We start from the raw sequence: 17179 nt of genomic DNA, 5'->3' as shown, positions 1-17179 counted from the left end.
AATGTGTCTCTTCTTCAGTTCTGATCGGCGGAAAAATCGGGCATGGGCGCGCGGAGGTAGACGTAGCCGTCCATCAGGCGCCGCTGGGTGCGCAGGATGCGGGCACTGCGAATGCCGGTCCCGTCGGGATCGCGCATCGCCCCGACCGAGAGAATGCCGCTCGGCGTGGCGATACGCAGGTTCAAGACGTCGGCCCCTTCGGGCAGGCAGGCCGCCACCACGGACCCGTCGACGGCAGCAGCGCAGGCAAGCGCCAGCGCCCCGGTAACGGGAACCGCGCGATGCGCCTGGCCGGCCGAGATCATCCGGATCTGGAGATCGTGGCCCTCGGCCGGATGCAACATTCCGGAAAGGTCGCGATAGGGGCCGGCCTTCCCGACCATGGCGACCTTCGGCGTCGCCATGCGCCTGGCGGCCGCATCGAGATCCCCGGTCAGCCCCATGCGCACCGACGCCGCGCAGCGGATTTCCTCCAGACCGGCCATCAACGCCACATCCGCATCGATATCGGCGGGGTCAGCACCCGCATCGCCACCGACATCGCCGGCGTCGACGAAAACGGAGGGAACCGCCGCGTCGATCATCGTTGCGCGCACCCTGCGCCCGTCGGCAAGCGTCAGCCGGTGCAGTGATCGACCTTCCGGCAGCACGCCCTTGCCGAAGGTATCGGCGGGGTCGAGGAAATCGAGCGAAACGGACGCCCCGGTCCCGGGCACACCGGGAATGGCCAAGGTGCCGCCGACAACGGCACGTCCGTCGCGGACCGGAAAGCGCGCAAGGATGATCTTGCCGGAGTTGGTGTTGTTGATGCGAACCTCGGCCATGCCCTCGCGCGGACCGGCAACCAGCCCCTCGTCATAGGCGAAGGGGCCGATCGCGGAGCTCATGTTGCCGCAGTTTCCGGTGAAGTCGACCTGGTCCGTGGTGACGCCGACCTGGGCAAACGTATAGTCGACATCCGCGTCGGAGCGGGTGGGGGGACCGACAATGCAGACCTTGCTGAGCGAGGACAGGCCTCCGCCCATTCCGTCCAGCTGGCGCTTGTAGGGATCGGGGCTTCCCATGAGGGCTGCGAACAGCGACGCCCATGCCGCCTCGTCTTCCGGCAGATCCGCGCGCTTCAGCACAACGGCCTTCGACGTCCCGCCGCGAATGAAGGCGGCGGGAATACGGTCCTGGCTCATTCGCCCTCTCCCACATGTTCGGAAAGCTGGGCCTCGAGCGCGGTCCAGCTGTTGCGGATGTGGCGGCGCATCAGGAGCCCCGCCACCTCGGCGTCGCCGTCGGCGATCGCCTCGGCGATGCGCTTGTGTTCGTGAAGCGCCTTGGCGCCGCGGCCGGTCACGTTGCGATGCTTGACGCGCAGAAGCGAGAGCTGCGGATAGAGCTCCCCGGCGAGATAGCGCAGCAACAGGGGGTTTTCCGCCATCCTGGCGATGACCAGATGAAAATCGCGGTCGCCGGCGCCTTGAAGATAGGCGCCCTCAGGATGGGCGGCGACTTCCGAGGCATGCTGATCGAGCAGCGCAGCGAACCGCGCCGCCGTTTCGCCATTTGCCCTGGAGGCCGCGAGCATGGCCGCCTCGCCCTCAAGCGCGGCGCGAACCTCGTAGAGCGCCCGCGCATCCGCACGGCTCAACTCACGCACGCGCGCACCGCTGTTCGGCACGATCGTCACGATGCCCGCCTCGCTGAGCAGGTTGAGCGCCGCGCGCACGGGCCCCCTGCTGACGGAGAACCGCTCCGCCAGGGCCACCTCTCCAAGACGCGCGCCCGGCTGAAGCCGCCCGGACAGAATGTCGTCGCGCAGATCCTCTGCGAGTCGCTCCGCGACAAGACCCCGGGATGTCTCGCTAATTGTTGACAATTTCATCCTCCACGAATCGAATTCTCGGAAGGTCAAATCTTCTTTGAGCGATAAAATTGTTTAATTTCAATAATATGTCAACAAGAATGACTCGCTTGACACGGCAGCGATCGGAGCGCTACCAATTCAATCTGCAATATTGCACTACAATCCAACATCAGAAACGTCTGGGAGGACGTCCCAACCATGAAGAAAATCGCAATCGCCGCAGTCGCGCTCGGCCTGTCGCTGGCGGCAGCATTTACGCCCGCAACCGCAAGCGCGGAGGACGCCTGGCCGCCGCGCAAGATCACCTTCGTCGTCGCCCTCGGGCCCGGAGGCTCCGCGGACCGCACGGCGCGCGCCCTTGCCCAGCGTCTGCAGGACGAGCTCGGCACCCCGATCTCGGTGGTCAATCAGGAAGGCGGCGGCGGCCATGTCGGCCACACCTACTTCTCCCAGATGCCGGCCGACGGCAGCTATTTCCTGGCAACGTCGATCCATCCCTATATCTCCAACGCGATGCTGCGCTTCGAGGCGGACTACACGCTCGACGACTTCGCCTTCATCAACGGGCAGTGGAACGACTACGACCTCTTCGCGGTCAACGCCGAGACTCCGTTCAAGACCTTGAGCGAGTTCATGGAAGCGGCCAAGGCCGAGCCCGGCAAGCTGAAGGTCTCCGTCGTGCCCGGCTCGACCGGCGCGATCAACCTCGAGCTTGCGCTGGAAGCCTTCGGTCTCGACAAGAGCGCGGTCAGCATCGTCACCTACCAGTCGGGCGGCGCGGCCCGCACCGCCGTCGCCGGCGGCCAGGTCGACATGACGGTTCTCGCCGCAGACGGCACCTTGTCCATCGCCGAATACGTTCGCCCGCTGGCACTGGCTGCGGATGAGCCGAGCGCGGACTGGGATGCCCCGACCCTGAACGCGGCGCTTGCCGACAACGGCCTGGAAACGGTTCCGGTGCTGGCCGGCTCGATGCGCGGCCTTGCGGCCCACGCGGAGTTCAAGAAGAACAATCCCGAAGCGTTCCAGAAGATGGTCGACGCCTACAAGGCCGTGCTCGAGGACAAGGAGTTCGTCGCAAAGCTCAAGGGCCAGAAGATCGGTACCGAGTGGCTCGGTCCGGACCGCACGACCGAGATCATCAAGTCGAACTTCGAGGTTCTGAAGCGCTTCAGCGCCGAGTAACGCGACAGATTGCGGGGGCCATGCCCCCGCTTCCCTCAGGGCGTGGGCACACAGGGGACAACCATGAGTGCAAGACTTTCCGCGAGCCATGCAGCCTTTCTCGGCATCGTGCTTGCCATCACGGGCTTCATTCTCTGGAGCGCGCTGTCCGCCTCGACCAGTCTGAACAACCTCATCGTGGTGGCGCCCGCAGCGCTGCTGCTCGGCGTTCTGGCGCTGTGCATCGTCGTCACAGTCCTGCGCAGTCCGGACGCGGACCCGGCACCGGCCGGCGCGCTCGGCGATCTCCTCCTGCTCGCCGGTTTCGGCATCTTCTGCTACGCGCTCACCCATGTCGGCTTCGACGTGGCGACCTTCGTCTTCGTCTGGGCCGGCATCGTGATGAGCGGCGGGCGCAGCCTCTGGGTCCCTCCCCTTTATGCCGCGATATTCAGCCTCGCCCTGGTCAAGGGGTTCGGGTCGCTCTTTCCCTATCCCATGCTGACGCTGGTGCTTTGACATGCTCGATCAATTCGCCTTGTCGCAGGCCTTCGGCCTGCTGTTTTCCAGCTTCGATCCCTGGATCTGGGTGATACCGGGGCTGCTGATCGGCCTGGTTTTCGGCTCGATCCCCGGCCTTCAGATCTCCATGGCGATGGCGGTGTTCCTGCCCGTCACCTTCGGCATGGACTTCCTGCAGGCGATGCTCTTCCTGACCGCGATCTTCACGGGCGGCGCCTATGGCGGTGGCGTCACCGCCATCCTGATGAACATCCCCGGCTCCTCCTCCTCCATCGCGACCGCCTTCGACGGCTACCCCATGGCACGGCAGGGCAAGCACAACGAGGCGCTCGGCCTCGGACTTGCCGCATCCGTCGTCGGGTCCTTCATCGGCTATATCCTGCTGCTCCTGCTGATCGGGCCGATGGCCGCCCTGGTGCTGAAAATCGGGCCGATGGAAATGGTGGTGGTCGTGCTGTGGGGCCTGACCCTGATCGCGACCCTCAACGACGGCAATGTGGCCAAGGGCCTGTTCGCCGGCTTTCTCGGGCTCCTTCTCAGCCAGATCGGCATGTCGACCACCGGGATCATGCGCACCACCGTCGGCAACCCGCATCTGCTGGACGGCATCCCGGCCGTCCCGGCGATGATCGGGATTTTTGCCGCCTCCGAACTGCTGCGGCTCAGGGGCAGCAGCTATCTGGTGACCGACGAGGCCCAGCGCGACATTTCGCTCAGGAAGATCCTGGCCGGCGTGGCGGAGACCTTCCGCTATCCCGCCGTGCTTCTGCGCGGCAGCCTGATCGGCGCCGGCATCGGCGCGATCCCCGGCGTCGGCTCCTCGGTCGCGAACCTTGTTTCCTACGGCGAGGCCCGCCGTACCTCGCGCACACCCGAAGCCTTCGGCAAGGGAGCGCCCGAGGGCGTGATCGCGGCCGAATCCGCAAACAGCAGCTCCGAGGGTGGCTCGATGACCGCGCTTCTCGCCCTCGGCATTCCCGGCGGCGCGGCGACCGCCGTGCTGCTTGCCGCCTTCTCGTTCCACAACATCATCGGCGGCCCGTCCTTCATCCGCAACCAGACCGACGTGGTCTATTCGATCATTCTCGGCAACCTCGGCCAGGTGCTGCTGCTTGCGGTGGTCGGGCTGTTGATGCTGCGGGTGCTGGGAATGGTGGTTCGCGTTCCCCTCGCCTATCTGGTGCCGAGCGTGCTTGCGATGTGCGCCTGGGGCGGCTACGGGATCACCGGAACGATCGCCGGACCGCTGACCGTCGCCGCCTTCGCACTGCTTGGATGGCTGATGCGCCGCAACGCCTACCCGGTTGCCGCGACCGTGATCGGCCTGCTGCTCGGCCGGATGATGGAGGGCGAACTTGTGCGCACGCTGCAGATCTCGAACAACCAGCCGATGACCTATCTTCTGGAACGGCCGATTGCACTCGTCCTCGCCATTGCGATGCTCGCGGTTCTTGTCGGCGCACCGTCACTCAAGGCCTTGCGCGCCCGCAAGGCGCGGCGCGCCGGGCAGTGACGGTGGTGCGGTCCGCCGTCGCGCGCGGCGCGGCAACGGTCGGCATCGGCTGCGCCGGCGGCGGCGCATTCTATCTGCTGAACCTTCCGCTCCCCTGGGTCCTGGGGAGCCTGTTTGCCTCGGCGCTCGTCAGTCAGCTTTCCGGCTTCCGCCCCGGCCTGCCCCCGGCATGGCGGAACTGGGCCATGGTCGCGATCGGCACGATGCTCGGGACCGGCTTCACCCCCGATGTGATTGCACGGGCCGGAAGCTGGGTCGTCAGCCTTGCCGTCATGACGCTTCTGTCCTTCGCCTTCTGCGGTCTCGCCTACGCGGTCTTTCGCCGATGGGGCGACATGAACCGCGAGACCGCACTGTTCGCCGCGATGCCCGGCGGCTTGTCCGTGGTGACGATGCTCGCGGAACACTACAAGACCGAGGCCAACCGCGTTGTGCTGTGCCATACGGCGCGTCTGGTCGTGTTGCTGGTCAGTGCACCGCTGCTGATCCAGTGGATCTCCGGCATCGACCTGGCGGAGGCCAACCGGACGGCCTTTTCCGGCTCGGAAGCCCTCGACCTGGTCGAGCACGGCACGCTCGCCCTGGTCGCCGTGGCAAGCTGGTTCATCGCGACCCGCGTGCGCTTTCCCTCCGTGATGCTGCTCCTGCCGTTGTTCGCATCCGCCGCGATCCACGCCACGGACCTCGTGACGGTGCATGTTCCCCCGGTCCTGTCCGCCCTGGCGCAGATCGTCATCGGATCCGGCGTCGGCGCGCGGTTTGCCGACTACACCTTGAGACAGATTGCAAGGGACGGATGGCTTGCGGCCGTTGTCGGGCTAGTGTTCGCCGCCGGCTCGCTGGCCGCGGCCCTCGTCGTGGCGCCGTTTGCCGGGGCGGATGTCGCGCCGCTGTTTCTCGCCTATCTTCCCGGCGGCGCGCCGGAACTGGGCGTCGTCGCGCTGGCGCTGATGATCGATCCCGCGATGGTGGCCGCCCACCATGTGGCCCGCGTCTTCCTGATCGTGGCGCTGCTGCCCTGGGCCGCACACCGCGTCGCCGGAAAGAAAAACGGCGCCCCCTGATGGAGCTGTTTCGGATTCGACAGAGAAACAAGCGCCTCGCCGCGAGCGGGGCTCACGTGTCGAATCCGCTCCACCAGGACGCATCCTGCATCGTGGTCGACAGTCCGCTGTCCGACGTCAGCTCGCGACAAGCGCGTTGCGGATCGCATCCATCGTTCGTGCGCGGTCGCGGCGGGCGGCGAGCGCCGTTTCCATGTCGACCTTGACGAAGCGCGTGGGCGTGTGCGGCTGCAACTGGCCAATCAGGTCCATGTCGGCGGAAATGACCGTCCCGATCATGAAATACCCGCCGCCGGAGACCGCGTCGCGGTGCAGCACGATCGGCTCCGTTCCGCTTGGAACCTGCACGGACCCGTAGGGATAGCAGGCGTCGGTGATGTTGGAGGGATCGGCGCCGGCACCGAAAGGCTGGTCGCGTTCGACGAACGCGAGCTTGCGCCCGCCCTGGAAGCGATAGCCCATGCGGTCGGCCTCATTCGCCACCTTCCAGGTGTCGTCGAAGAAGTCTCGCTGCGCCTCTTCGGTGATGCGGTGCCAGTAGAGGCCCGGCAGCACACGCAACTCTGCCGGATTGTCCGGACCGCGCCGCAGCTTCGCGGGCACGCTTGCCCCTTCCTTGGCGGCACGCACCGAGGCACCCAGCGGCAGGCTGTCGCCAGGCTGCACGGCGCGCCCTTCCACACCGCCGAGCGCCCCGATGGCATAGGTCGAGCGGCTGCCGAGCATCGGCGGGGTGTTGATGCCGCCCGAAATGGCGATATAGGCCCGCGCGCCGGCTTTCAGGAAATCGAAGGAGAGAACCTGCCCCGCCTTGACGGCGAAGGCCGTCCAGGTTTCGCGCGGGTCGCCGTCCAGCTTTGGCGGCAACTCCGCGCCGCAGACGGCGACGGTCGCGTCCTCGGTGAACTCGAGCTCGGGGCCGACGAAGACGCATTCAAGGCCCGCTGCCTCCTCGGCATTGCCGACCAGAAGGTTTGCCGTGCGAAGGGCCAAGCGGTCCATCGCGCCGCCGATGGGGATCCCGAGGTGATAATAACCGGGACGTCCCATGTCCTGGATCGTCGTGGCGATGCCTGCGGAGATCACGTTAACCGGCATAGAGGGCCTCCATCAGCTTGGCGTTGGTCCCGTCGATGTCGGCATTGTAGTCATCGAGGGAGAAGCGCACGTTCCGGATCCGGGGCGCGAAGGTGTTGGCCTGCACCGCCTCGATTGCAGCGTCGTATTCCTCGCGGGTGATCGGCTTCCACTTGACGATGTCGCCCGGCTTGAAGAACACCATGAAATCCTTGAGGTAAGAAACCTTCTGTTGGGGATCGAAGATCGGCATCGGCGTGATGCCGAACATCTGGTATCCGCCGGCCCCGCGCACCGAGTAGATGCAGGAAAAACATCCGCCGTAGCCCACCGTCAGGCGGGGCGTATCCGTGCGCGGGCGCAGGTATTTCGGCACCTCGATCTGTCGGGGTCGATCGACCATCTGGTACAGAAACGGCAGGCCCGAGACGAAGCCGACCATCGAGACGAACCACGGTGCGCCGGAGTGCGCCTCGATGAAGGCGTCGACACCGTCGAAACCGTTGATCCGCGCGGCATATTCGATGTCGGTAGCATTCGGGTCCTGATGTCTTTCGCGAAACCGCATCAGGGTCTCATGCGTCCAGGGATCCTGATAGTAGACCGGGATCTCGATGATCCGCGTGTCGAGCACCGGCTCCGCGCTCTCGGCCGTCTCCTCAAGGCGTTTCAACTCCGCCATCATGTCGTCCGGATGGATCACATCCGGATTGAACTTGACCTGAAACGAGGCATTGGCCGGGCAGATCTCCGTCACACCCTTGATATTGGCCTCACGCACCGCGTTGGTCATCGACAGGCTGACGAAAAACGCCTCCAGCGACATCGCTTCGTCTACCTCGACGAAAATGTGCTCGTCGCCTCCGAATGTGTATCGGCAACTCATGTGTTCCCGCCTCCCTTTTGCTTGATCAGATCGAGATTGGTCTCGAGCCAGGGCTCAAGCCAACGCGTATGGACGGCGCTTGCGCGCAGGTCATCGCTCTCCAGGAGCGCCGCGAACAAAGGCGCAGTTGTCGGCAGACCCTCGACCTTGAGCTCACGAAGCGCGCGGCCAAGCCGCAACAGGGCCCGCTCGCGGTCCTCGCCCCAGACGATGAGCTTGCCGAGCAGAGAATCGTAGAACGGCGGAACCGCATATCCGGGATAGAGCATGTGATCGAACCGCACACCGGGACCGTCCGGGGTGAGCAATTCGCCAACGACGCCGGGAAACGGCATGAAGTTGTTGGCAGGGTCTTCCGCATTCAGCCGGACCTCGATCGCATGTCCGGTCCGCGCGATATCGGCCTGCGTGCGTTTAAGCTTCTCGCCGCCGGCGATACGGATCATCTCGGCGACCAGATCGACTCCGCAGATCATCTCGGTCACCGGATGCTCCACCTGAATACGGGTGTTCATCTCGATGAAGAAAAAATCCCCGCTGACGTCGTCATAAAGGTATTCGATCGTCCCGGCGCCGCGGTATCCGACGGCTTTCGCAAGCGCGACCGCGGAGGCGCAGAGTTCCTCGCGCACCTTCTCCGACAGGACGACCGACGGCGCTTCCTCCCACACCTTCTGGCGGCGGCGCTGGAGCGAGCATTCCCGTTCGAAGAAATGCACGACGTTGCTCCCGTCGCCAAGCACCTGAACCTCGATGTGGCGAGCGCGTTCGATCACCTTTTCGATATAGATGCCGCCGTCGCCAAAGGCCGCCCGGGCCTCCGATGCCGCCTGCGGCGCGAGACGGGCAAATTCCTCTGCGTCATGCGCGACGCGGATCCCGCGTCCGCCACCACCCGCGGCAGCCTTGATCATGACCGGAAAACCGATTTCGGCCGCAAGCTTTGCCGCCGCGTCCATGTCCTCCACCAGCCCGTCGCTCCCCGGCACGGTCGGAACACCGGCCTTGCGCGCTTCCGCGCGTGCAGCCGCCTTGTCGCCCATCAACCGGATGGTTTCGCCGGAGGGACCCACGAAGACCAGACCCGCCGCCTCCACCGCGTCTGCGAAGCCCGCGTTCTCCGCGAGGAATCCGTACCCTGGATGGATTGCATCGGCGCCGGTGTCACGCGCGGCCTGAAGCAGGGCGTCGATGTCGAGATAGGATTTCGCGGCCTGGGGAGGGCCGATGTTCACGGCTTCGTCCGCCATGGCCACCGCACGCCCATTGGCGTCGGCATCGCTGTAGACCTGAACGGTCGCGATGCCGGAATCGCGGGCGGCCCGGATGATGCGGACCGCGATCTCGCCGCGATTGGCAATCAGCAACTTGCGTATCTTTCCCTGTGCCACGACCGCCTCAATCCAGTTCGACGATGGTCTGGCCGGCCATTACCGGATCGCTGTCTGCAACCGGAAACCCGACGATCATGCCATCGGCGTCCGCCTTCACCTCGTGAAAGGTCTTCATCACCTCGACAAGGCCCACCGTGTCGCCCTTTGCGACACTTTGCCCGATCTCCGCGAAAGGCGGCTGATCCGGCGCCGGCTTGCGATAGAACGTGCCGGGGATCGGGGATTTCACCTCATGTCTGGCCATAGTCTTTTCCTCCTTGGTATCGATGCGATTGGGTCAGGCGCCCTCGGGACGGCTGATCGCGGCGTGGACCGCGCGCGCGATCTCCACCGCATTCGGCGTGTCGGAATGAATGCACACGGTTTCCGCCCGCACCGGGACGGGATTGCCGTTGATCGAAGGAACCCGGCCCTCGCGCACGGCAGACACCGTGCGCCGCGCCGCGACCTGCGGATCCACGGCATGATGTTCGCGGGTGATGATCAAAGAACCATCGTCGCCATAGTCGAGATCGGCGAAGAACTCGGCCAGGAAGCCGACCCCGCGCGCGCGGTAGACCTCCTCGTGAAGCGTCCCGGCAAGGCCGAGCACCGGCACATCGAAGATCTCTGCCGCATCGGCAATCGCATGTGCGATATGCTCCTCGCGCGTGGCCATGCCATAGAGCGCACCATGCGGTTTCAGGTGCGACAACGCCAGACCGGCCGCCTGCAGAAATCCCGTCAACGCCCCGATCTGATAGAGGATGATGTTGAACATTTCATCCCTCTCGATCTTCATCTCGCGGCGGCCGAAACCCGGCAGATCCGGCAGGGAAAAATGCGCGCCGACCTTCACGCCATGGCGACGGGCAAGCTCGACCGTCCGGCGCATGTGGTTGGGGTCCGAACCGTGAAAGCCGCAAGCGACATTGGCCTGGGAGATACAGGGCATGATGCCCTCGTCGTCACCCATCCTGTAGAGCCCGAAGCTCTCGCCCATGTCGCAGTTTATTTCCGCAGACATCCGTTGTTTTCCTTCTCAGTCTTTTAGCGAGGCGACATAACGCAGCCGGATCTGGTCGGCGATGACGGCCAGGATCAGCAGGGCGCCGAGCACCACGGTCTGCAGGTAGGATTCGATACGCGCTAGGTTCATTCCGTTTTGGACGAGACCGATGAACAGCGCACCCAAAACGACATTCTCCAACCGTCCGACGCCACCGCGCAGGCTGACACCGGCGATGACGCAAGCTGCGATCGATTCCAGCGGCATGGACGCCCCGATATTGGCCTCGCCCGTGTCGAGGCGCGCCGTCAGCAGCATGCCGGACACGGCCGCGAAGAACCCGCAGAGCGTATAGGTCAGGAAAAGCGTGCCGCCCGTGTTGATGCCCGAAAGCGACGCCGCCTTGATGTTTCCGCCGACCGCGTAGAGATAGCGGCCCTGCGGTGTCCAGTAGAGGAAGAGATAGAGGCCGACCGCCAAGAGACCCGCCACATAAACGGGCGTCGCAACCCCGAACAAAGACCCGAAGCCGAAGACATCTCCGAACGCTTGCGGCATGCCGTAAACGGGAACGCCGCCGGTCAGATAAAGGGCGATGCCGAAGCCGACGGACGCCATGCCGAGCGACATCATGAAAGGCGAGACCTTGAACACGGCAACGCCCAGACCGTTGACCATCCCGATGGAGACACCGGCCGCGATGCCGGCGACGCAGCCGACCGCGATAGAGAGGCCGACCATGTCCGGATACATGGCGTGAAGCGTCGACATGGTGAGTGCGCCGACAACCGACGACAACGCCAGGATCGTGCCGACCGAAAGATCGAAGCCTCCGGTCAAAAGCGCCAGCATCTGACCGAGTGAGACGATCATCAGATAGACCGACTGCCGCAGCACGTTCATCAGATTGCGGGGCGTCAGGAAATTGTCCGACAGCAGCGCGAACACCACGATCGCGATCACCAGCAGGAAGGGTAGGATGCCGAGCCGAACGAACAGCCGCTTGACGACATCCGCTATTCCTCCGTCGCGGTCCCGCGAGGACAAAGCGTTTTCCGCCATCACGCGCTCTCCCTCTCGAAGAAGTGAGCCAACACATTTTCCTCCGTGAGTTGGTCGGCCGGAACCTCCGCCTGCACCCGCCCCCGGTAGAAGACGTAGGCGCGCGAGGTCAGGTGAAGGATTTCCGGCAGATCGGATGAGATCAGCACGATTGCGACGCCCGCCCGGGCGAGATCGACAATGAATTCGTAGATTGCCGCGCGCGTTCCGACATCGACGCCCACCGTCGGTTCGTCGAAGGCAATGAGATCGTAGGAGCGGGTCAGGCTGCGCGCGAGCATGACCTTTTGCTGGTTGCCGCCGGAGAAATGTTCGACCATGCGCTCGATGCGCGGCGGCGAGAGGTTCAAGCGCCCGGCGAGTTCTGCGACCTTGCGGGCTTCCCCACGCCGGTCGAGGACCGGACCGCGGGAAAACGGAGGGATGTCGAGAGACGCAAGCGCCATGTTCTCGCGTACGGATCGCATCATCATCAGCCCTTCGGTACGCCGGTCGGAGGGCAAATAGAGAAATCCGTCGCAAATGTTCTGGCGCGGCAAGCGCCCCGTCGTGTCATGTCCCTTGAGACGGACATGTCCCGCGGCCACCGCCCGCGCACCAAAGCACGCCTGCATGAGCTCGGACTTGCCCGAGCCGACCAGCCCGGCCATGCCAACGATCTCGCCGGCGCGGACGTGCATCGATACATCGCGGACCGCGCCGTCGCGCGTGCTGAGCGCCTCGACCTCCAGAACGGGCGCGCCTGCCGGGCCGAGATCAAGCCGGGGGAAGATCCCGCCAACCACCCGTCCGGTCATCAGTTGGACAAGCTCGTCCTCCGACGCGCTCCCGGCGTCGACCGTGTCGATATAGCGACCATCGCGCAACACGGTGATGCGGTCGCCGATACGCCGGATCTCCGCCATGCGATGCGTGATGTAGACGATGCCGACCCCGCGCTCGGTCAGCTTTTCGATGAGAGCGAACAGATGATCGGTCTCATGGCTGGTCAGCGATGCGGTCGGCTCGTCGAGGATCAGTACCGAAAGATCGGAGCGAAAGGCCTTGGCGATCTCGACCATCTGCTGTTCGGCCCGCGTCAACCGGTCCACCCGCGTCTCCGGCTTCAGTGCGAAGCCGAGTTCATCCAGGATCTCGCGGGCTTCGGACCGGATGCGCGCCCGATCGATGACACCGGAGCGCGTCGGTTCCGCCCCGAGAAACAGGTTCTCCTCGACACTCATCTGCGGGATCAGGGAGAACTCCTGAAACACCGCCGAGATCCCGAGATCCCGTGCATCGTGAACAGAATGGAGATGGACCTCCTCGCCCCGCAGGACGATCCGGCCGGCCGTCGGCGCGTTCGCGCCGGCAAGGATCGAGATCAGGGTCGACTTTCCGGCGCCATTTTCGCCGAACAGGACATGGACTTCACCCGCCCGCAACTCGAAGGAAACATCATCAAGCGCGCGCACACCAGGATAGTCCTTGGTTATGCCGATGGTCTGGAGAAGGGGAGGTGCAGCCTTGTCAGGCTGCACCGTGTCCCGGGGTTCGGCTGTGATGGCCGACATGTCGCTATCCCCCGTTTGTACGACGCTTGCCGCTCATTCCACCGAGAAGACCGGACGGAAGCCGTCTGGTGCCAGTGTCGAGGAGGGATCGAATTCCGCGTGGCTTTCCTGGGTGACCACGTAAAGCGCCGGTCCGACATGCTTGTCGTAGTCTTTGCCTTCCAGGATGCGGACGGCCTGGTCGACGGCGATACGTCCCTGCACCACGGTGGAATCGGTGGGCGCCGCGAGGATCTGCCCGCGGGCGATGCCACGATCCACGCCCGGCGTGTAGTAGTAGGAAACGACCTTGACCCGGTCGGTCAGCCCGCGCGACCGCAGGATCGGGATCGCCGCTTCCGCCGTCACAGCCGTGCCGACGATGTAGTCGAGATCCGGATAGGCCTCGAGCGTGTCTTCAACAAGCCGGGCCTGGGCCTCCTTTCCGGTGTCGCCGTATTTGGTATCGACAAGCTCGATGGCACTGCCGTCGATGGTCCCCTGGAAACCGGTGTTTCCAGCTTCCACCCAGCCGGCGCCGGCCGGTCCGGGGAACCAGGCGACCTTGACTGCGTCGCCGCCGGCGGGATGACGTTCGGCGAGGAACGCGCCGGCCTTGGCGCCCATTTCACCGAAGGAAACGAGCGATTTCGCCGACAGTTTGTCCGACGACATGCCGTTGATCACGTCGATCACCGGGATATCCTTGGAGCGGATCTCACCGACGAGATTGTTCAGGCCGTCGAAGGAAATCGCACCGATGATCACGGCATCGGCGCCCGCCGACACGCAATCCTCGATCTGCGAGATCTGCGTGCTGAGCTCGGTGTAGCCGCCGGCCTCGACGACATTCAGCCGCACGCCGAGGCGGCGCGCCTCTTCCACCACGCCATAGTCGACGCCGAGCCAGTAGGCATCCTTCATATGCGGAAAGGACACGCAAATGTCCCAGGGCTGGGCCGCCTTGTCGAGCGGCACATAGTCTTTCGAGGTCCGGGGGCTCGCCATGTCGAACGGCGGATCCCAAACCTCCACGGGATAGGGGAACCAGTCGTCCGCCACGGCGCTGCCGGTCAGAACGAGCGCGAGCGCCGCCGAGGACGTCACGGATTTCAGGAGATGTCTCATAGCTTACCCTCTGGAACTGGCGCGGATGAACGAGCATCCGTCTTTCACACCCGCCTCTGGACGGGCGGTGAGGAAATCAAAGAACGCGGGCCAGAGATTGTAAAATACGAAGATATGAGGCATAAATTTAGAAAAATAGATATTGCACTCTCGCGCTAAAGCCCGGTGATCAAGCCGGCAACGAGGCTGGCTTGGTCATGAGACATTCGATATAAAGTTCTGAACAAGCGAACCCTTTCAGGATAAGTCCGGGAGACGAGAATGCGAACGCCCTTTCGCAATTGTTGAAAATGCGGAGGGGTAGAACCCGGAAAAACATATAATCGGCATTTGAAAAATGAATGAGCCATCGATCCGACAGATCCGGTATTTCATCGCTGTCGCAAATACCGGCCAGATCAGTCGCGCAGCGATCGAGCTGAATGTCTCGCAGTCGGCGGTCACGACAGCCGTCAAGCATCTTGAGGATACCGTCGGCGCGCGCTTGCTGGACCGGCACGCCGGCGGGGTTACCCTTACCTTTGAGGGAAGCATCTTTCTCGACCATGCCCGACGGGTCATGGCGGCGGTCGACGAGGCGGTGCGCTCGCCCCGCAGTTCACGCAACGCCGTCAACGGCACCTTGCGGCTGGCAATGACCTACACGGTGGCCGGCTACTTCCTGCCCCCCCATATCGAGCGCTTTGCGCGCGCCTTTCCCGGCGTGGATCTGCGGCTTACGGAGGCTTCGCGCGGGGCGATCGAGGAGGGCCTGGTGTCGGGCACCTTCGATCTTGCGGTGATGCTGGTCTCCAACATCTACAATCAGGAGGGCCTGACCTATGAGACCCTGCTGCAATCCCGGAGGCGGCTCTGGCTCTCGTCGCAGCATCCCTTGCTGGAACAGGCCACGATCGGCATCGCGGATGTCGCGCGGGAGCCCTACATCATGCTGACGGTCGACGAAGCCTCCAACACGGCACAGCGCTACTGGAACCGCACGAACTATCGGCCGCGCACGGTGTTTCGCACCTCGTCGGTAGAGGCGGTCAGATCCATGGTGGCCAATGGCATGGGGGTCACGATCCTCTCCGACATGGTCTACCGCCCCTGGTCACTGGACGGACGCCGCGTCGAGGTCAAGGCGCTTGCGGACCGGATCCCGACAATGGATGTGGGACTGGCTTGGGCCACCAACGTCGAGCAAAGCACCGCGATGACTGCGTTCCGCGAGTTCATGCATCTTGGCGACACCCATCGGGCGCACTGATCAGGGCCTGTTACCGACGCCCGAGGGCGCCGGCCTCGCTCCTCAGGACGCCGGCAAATGCTCCAGCAGCGACGCCTTCGCCCCCTGGATATGCGCGCGCGTCAGCTCGGAGGCGAGATCGGCATTCCCCTTCTCGCATGCCTCGAGAATCGCGAAATGCTCGCGGCCCGCGCGTTCCATTCCGTTGGACATCACGAGCTGGGCACGGATCTGCCGCTCGACGCGGTCGATCGCATTGTTGGAGACATCCCGGAAATACCTGAGCTCGCTTGCACTGTAGAGCGTCTCGTGAAACGCGCGATTGAGATCGCCATAGGCCATCGGGTCCGTCGCGGAGGAGAAAGCCGCGCATTTTTCCCGCGCGTCTGAAAGCAGCTCCTTCGACATGCGCGGCACGGCGTCCCGCATGATTTCCGGCTCGACCAGCGCACGCAGGTCGAAGATTTCCGCCGTCTCCCGCGGCGAGAAGCCGGCGACCACGGCGCCCTTGTAGCGCTGCGTCCTGACCAGACCCTGCTCCTCAAGCCTGGAAATCGCCTCGCGCACGGGGATGCGGCTGGTATTGAAAAGTTGGGCGATTTCGTCCTGACGCAAGGGTTCGCCCTCGGCGAGTTCCCCGCCGATGATCGCCTTGCGCAAGGCCTCGAAGACAATGGATGACGCCGAGGCTGTGGCGGAAATATCCATCGATTTCAGTTTCATAACGAGCCTTTCCCAGGGTGTGGCCCCATGAAGCGCCGCTTGTACGGCAAGACGGGTGGATTTTGAAGCACCTTGTCATTTCGGATATTTTATATTGCATATTGGATCCAATATACGCTATCGCTTTCGGGTCACCAAGAAACGGGGCGCAAAGCCCCGCCAGAAGGCTCTGCAATCAGAATTGCAATCGAGAGGGGAACTCATGATCAAGAACGTGATGGCTGCAGCCGTGCTGTCATTCGCCGTGTCCGTGCCGGCCGTGGCCGACACCCTGGACGATGTCGTCGATCGCGGAACGCTGCGCTGCGGCGTGGTGCTGGACTTTCCCCCGATCGGATATCGGGACGCCAACAACGAACCCGCCGGCTTCGACGTCGATTATTGCAACGACCTGGCGGCCGCACTCGAGGTCGAGCCGGAAATCCTGCCCGTCACCTGGGCAGAACGCCTTCCCGTTATCGTGACGGGCCGGGCCGATGTCGTCTTCGGCGCCACATCCGACAGCCTGGCGCGAGCGCGTACGGTCGGTTTCACCATTCCCTACGCCATCTACTTCGCCCAGGGCGTCGTCAACAGCCAGAGCGGCATCAAGAGCTTTGACGATATTCGCGGCAAGCGCGTTGCCGCGGCCGTCGGCACCGTTCCCGAACAGGAATGGCTCAAGATTGCCAAGGAATGGGGCGAGGAAAACCTCTACCAGGGCTATCAGTCGGAGAACGAGGTGTTCCTGGCCGTTGCCCAGGGCAAGGCCGACATCGGTCTCACCACCAACACGGCGGTCAAGCCGATCACCGAGCAATACGACACGATCGAGCCGGGGCCGCGCATGCCCTGGACCACCGACTACACCTCCGTCGTCGCCAAGCGCACCGATGTGACCTGGCTGAACTATCTCAACCTGTTCGTCACCCATCAGGTGCGCTCCGGTCGCTATGAGGAGCTTTGGGGGAAATACGTTGGCGGCGAGGCGCCCGAGCTGCGCATTCCCGGCGTGATGTACTGATCATCCCAAAACCGAGCCGTCCCACCCGGACAACCGGGTG

At 64.1% G+C, this 17179-nt stretch carries 17 protein-coding genes and 1 pseudogene; 7 read left to right on the top strand and 11 right to left on the bottom strand.

Translation table 11 applies throughout. From position 1 onward, the window contains the following. Positions 1–14: 14 nt before the first annotated feature. Both LC092_RS06585 and LC092_RS06580 read right to left on the bottom strand, forming a co-directional pair. Positions 15–1184: a PrpF domain-containing protein gene (locus LC092_RS06585; RefSeq protein WP_224805655.1), complete on the bottom strand. Its 1170-nt coding sequence runs from the start codon at positions 1182–1184 to the stop codon at positions 15–17. After that, complete coding sequence (locus LC092_RS06580) at positions 1181–1867, bottom strand: GntR family transcriptional regulator (RefSeq protein WP_224805654.1); 687 nt, start codon at positions 1865–1867, stop codon at positions 1181–1183. The genes LC092_RS06585 and LC092_RS06580 overlap by 4 nt, the downstream gene beginning before the upstream one ends. A 186-nt stretch (positions 1868–2053) precedes the next feature. Here LC092_RS06580 and LC092_RS06575 point away from each other — a divergent pair, with 186 nt between their 5' ends. The 4 genes from LC092_RS06575 to LC092_RS06560 all read left to right on the top strand — a co-directional run bounded on the left by LC092_RS06575 (position 2054) and on the right by LC092_RS06560 (position 6118). Further along, positions 2054–3040 carry a Bug family tripartite tricarboxylate transporter substrate binding protein gene (locus LC092_RS06575; RefSeq protein WP_224805653.1) on the top strand — a complete coding sequence of 329 codons (987 nt, stop codon included), beginning with the start codon at positions 2054–2056 and terminating at the stop codon, positions 3038–3040. A 63-nt stretch (positions 3041–3103) separates the two neighbouring features. Next, positions 3104–3538 (top strand): hypothetical protein, encoded by a 435-nt coding sequence (locus LC092_RS06570; protein ID WP_224805652.1) that lies wholly within the window; start codon positions 3104–3106, stop codon positions 3536–3538. A 1-nt stretch (position 3539) separates the two neighbouring features. After that, positions 3540–5054: a tripartite tricarboxylate transporter permease gene (locus LC092_RS06565; protein ID WP_224805651.1), complete on the top strand. Its 1515-nt coding sequence runs from the start codon at positions 3540–3542 to the stop codon at positions 5052–5054. Continuing rightward, positions 5051–6118, top strand: a complete 1068-nt coding sequence (locus tag LC092_RS06560) for an AbrB family transcriptional regulator (protein WP_224805650.1) — start codon at positions 5051–5053, stop codon at positions 6116–6118. The genes LC092_RS06565 and LC092_RS06560 overlap by 4 nt, the downstream gene beginning before the upstream one ends. A gap of 117 nt (positions 6119–6235) precedes the next feature. Here the strand turns inward: LC092_RS06560 and LC092_RS06555 are convergent, their stop codons facing one another. Genes LC092_RS06555 through torT form a run of 8 tightly spaced genes read right to left on the bottom strand, consistent with a single transcriptional unit; the run spans position 6236 to position 14185 of the window. Next, the gene (locus tag LC092_RS06555) at positions 6236–7216 is read right to left on the bottom strand and encodes a biotin-dependent carboxyltransferase family protein (protein ID WP_224805649.1); all 981 of its coding nucleotides are present in this window, start codon (positions 7214–7216) and stop codon (positions 6236–6238) included. Beyond that, complete coding sequence (locus LC092_RS06550; protein ID WP_224805648.1) at positions 7206–8081, bottom strand: 5-oxoprolinase subunit B family protein; 876 nt, start codon at positions 8079–8081, stop codon at positions 7206–7208. The genes LC092_RS06555 and LC092_RS06550 overlap by 11 nt, the downstream gene beginning before the upstream one ends. Beyond that, positions 8078–9472 carry an acetyl-CoA carboxylase biotin carboxylase subunit gene (locus LC092_RS06545; protein WP_224805647.1) on the bottom strand — a complete coding sequence of 465 codons (1395 nt, stop codon included), beginning with the start codon at positions 9470–9472 and terminating at the stop codon, positions 8078–8080. Before LC092_RS06545 ends, LC092_RS06550 begins: the two co-directional genes overlap by 4 nt. Before the next feature lie 7 nt (positions 9473–9479). Next, positions 9480–9719, bottom strand: a complete 240-nt coding sequence (locus tag LC092_RS06540) for an acetyl-CoA carboxylase (RefSeq protein WP_224805646.1) — start codon at positions 9717–9719, stop codon at positions 9480–9482. 33 nt (positions 9720–9752) lie between these two features. Continuing rightward, positions 9753–10481, bottom strand: coding sequence for a 5-oxoprolinase subunit PxpA (gene pxpA, locus LC092_RS06535; protein ID WP_224805645.1), 729 nt, complete (start codon positions 10479–10481; stop codon positions 9753–9755). A 15-nt stretch (positions 10482–10496) separates the two neighbouring features. Continuing rightward, the gene (locus LC092_RS06530; RefSeq protein ID WP_224805644.1) at positions 10497–11525 is read right to left on the bottom strand and encodes an ABC transporter permease; all 1029 of its coding nucleotides are present in this window, start codon (positions 11523–11525) and stop codon (positions 10497–10499) included. Continuing rightward, entirely contained in the window at positions 11525–13078 is a 1554-nt protein-coding gene (locus LC092_RS06525; RefSeq protein ID WP_224805643.1) for a sugar ABC transporter ATP-binding protein, read from the bottom strand. The genes LC092_RS06530 and LC092_RS06525 overlap by 1 nt, the downstream gene beginning before the upstream one ends. A gap of 33 nt (positions 13079–13111) precedes the next feature. Next, positions 13112–14185 carry a TMAO reductase system periplasmic protein TorT gene (gene torT, locus LC092_RS06520; protein WP_224805642.1) on the bottom strand — a complete coding sequence of 358 codons (1074 nt, stop codon included), beginning with the start codon at positions 14183–14185 and terminating at the stop codon, positions 13112–13114. A 337-nt stretch (positions 14186–14522) separates the two neighbouring features. Here torT and LC092_RS06515 point away from each other — a divergent pair. Then, positions 14523–14654, top strand: a pseudogene (locus LC092_RS06515) (helix-turn-helix domain-containing protein); the annotation flags it as partial. Between the two features lie 90 nt (positions 14655–14744). Then, positions 14745–15434: a LysR substrate-binding domain-containing protein gene (locus tag LC092_RS06510; protein WP_224805926.1), complete on the top strand. Its 690-nt coding sequence runs from the start codon at positions 14745–14747 to the stop codon at positions 15432–15434. A gap of 42 nt (positions 15435–15476) precedes the next feature. Here LC092_RS06510 and LC092_RS06505 read toward each other — a convergent pair whose 3' ends face one another. After that, a complete protein-coding gene (locus LC092_RS06505; RefSeq protein ID WP_224805641.1) occupies positions 15477–16136 on the bottom strand; it encodes a GntR family transcriptional regulator in 660 nt (219 codons plus the stop codon). A gap of 202 nt (positions 16137–16338) precedes the next feature. On the opposite strand from LC092_RS06505, the gene LC092_RS06500 reads away from it, so the two are divergent. Then, entirely contained in the window at positions 16339–17139 is an 801-nt protein-coding gene (locus tag LC092_RS06500) for a transporter substrate-binding domain-containing protein (RefSeq protein WP_224805640.1), read from the top strand. Positions 17140–17179 lie beyond the last annotated feature (40 nt).

This window comes from Stappia stellulata (genome assembly GCF_020176715.1).
Classification (GTDB): Bacteria; Pseudomonadota; Alphaproteobacteria; order Rhizobiales; family Stappiaceae; genus Stappia.
Note: the sequence above shows the minus strand (reverse complement) of the source record. Positions and strands in the feature narration are given on the sequence as shown.

Coding starts and splice junctions, on each gene's coding strand:
- LC092_RS06585 (WP_224805655.1), bottom strand. CDS start 1,184: ATGAGCCAGGACCGTATTCCCGCCGCCTTCATTCGCGGCGGGACGTCG.
- LC092_RS06575 (WP_224805653.1), top strand. CDS start 2,054: ATGAAGAAAATCGCAATCGCCGCAGTCGCGCTCGGCCTGTCGCTGGCG.
- LC092_RS06570 (WP_224805652.1), top strand. CDS start 3,104: ATGAGTGCAAGACTTTCCGCGAGCCATGCAGCCTTTCTCGGCATCGTG.
- LC092_RS06565 (WP_224805651.1), top strand. CDS start 3,540: ATGCTCGATCAATTCGCCTTGTCGCAGGCCTTCGGCCTGCTGTTTTCC.
- LC092_RS06555 (WP_224805649.1), bottom strand. CDS start 7,216: ATGCCGGTTAACGTGATCTCCGCAGGCATCGCCACGACGATCCAGGAC.
- LC092_RS06550 (WP_224805648.1), bottom strand. CDS start 8,081: ATGAGTTGCCGATACACATTCGGAGGCGACGAGCACATTTTCGTCGAG.
- LC092_RS06540 (WP_224805646.1), bottom strand. CDS start 9,719: ATGGCCAGACATGAGGTGAAATCCCCGATCCCCGGCACGTTCTATCGC.
- pxpA (WP_224805645.1), bottom strand. CDS start 10,481: ATGTCTGCGGAAATAAACTGCGACATGGGCGAGAGCTTCGGGCTCTAC.
- LC092_RS06530 (WP_224805644.1), bottom strand. CDS start 11,525: ATGGCGGAAAACGCTTTGTCCTCGCGGGACCGCGACGGAGGAATAGCG.
- LC092_RS06525 (WP_224805643.1), bottom strand. CDS start 13,078: ATGTCGGCCATCACAGCCGAACCCCGGGACACGGTGCAGCCTGACAAG.
- torT (WP_224805642.1), bottom strand. CDS start 14,185: ATGAGACATCTCCTGAAATCCGTGACGTCCTCGGCGGCGCTCGCGCTC.
- LC092_RS06510 (WP_224805926.1), top strand. CDS start 14,745: ATGGCGGCGGTCGACGAGGCGGTGCGCTCGCCCCGCAGTTCACGCAAC.
- LC092_RS06505 (WP_224805641.1), bottom strand. CDS start 16,136: ATGAAACTGAAATCGATGGATATTTCCGCCACAGCCTCGGCGTCATCC.
- LC092_RS06500 (WP_224805640.1), top strand. CDS start 16,339: ATGATCAAGAACGTGATGGCTGCAGCCGTGCTGTCATTCGCCGTGTCC.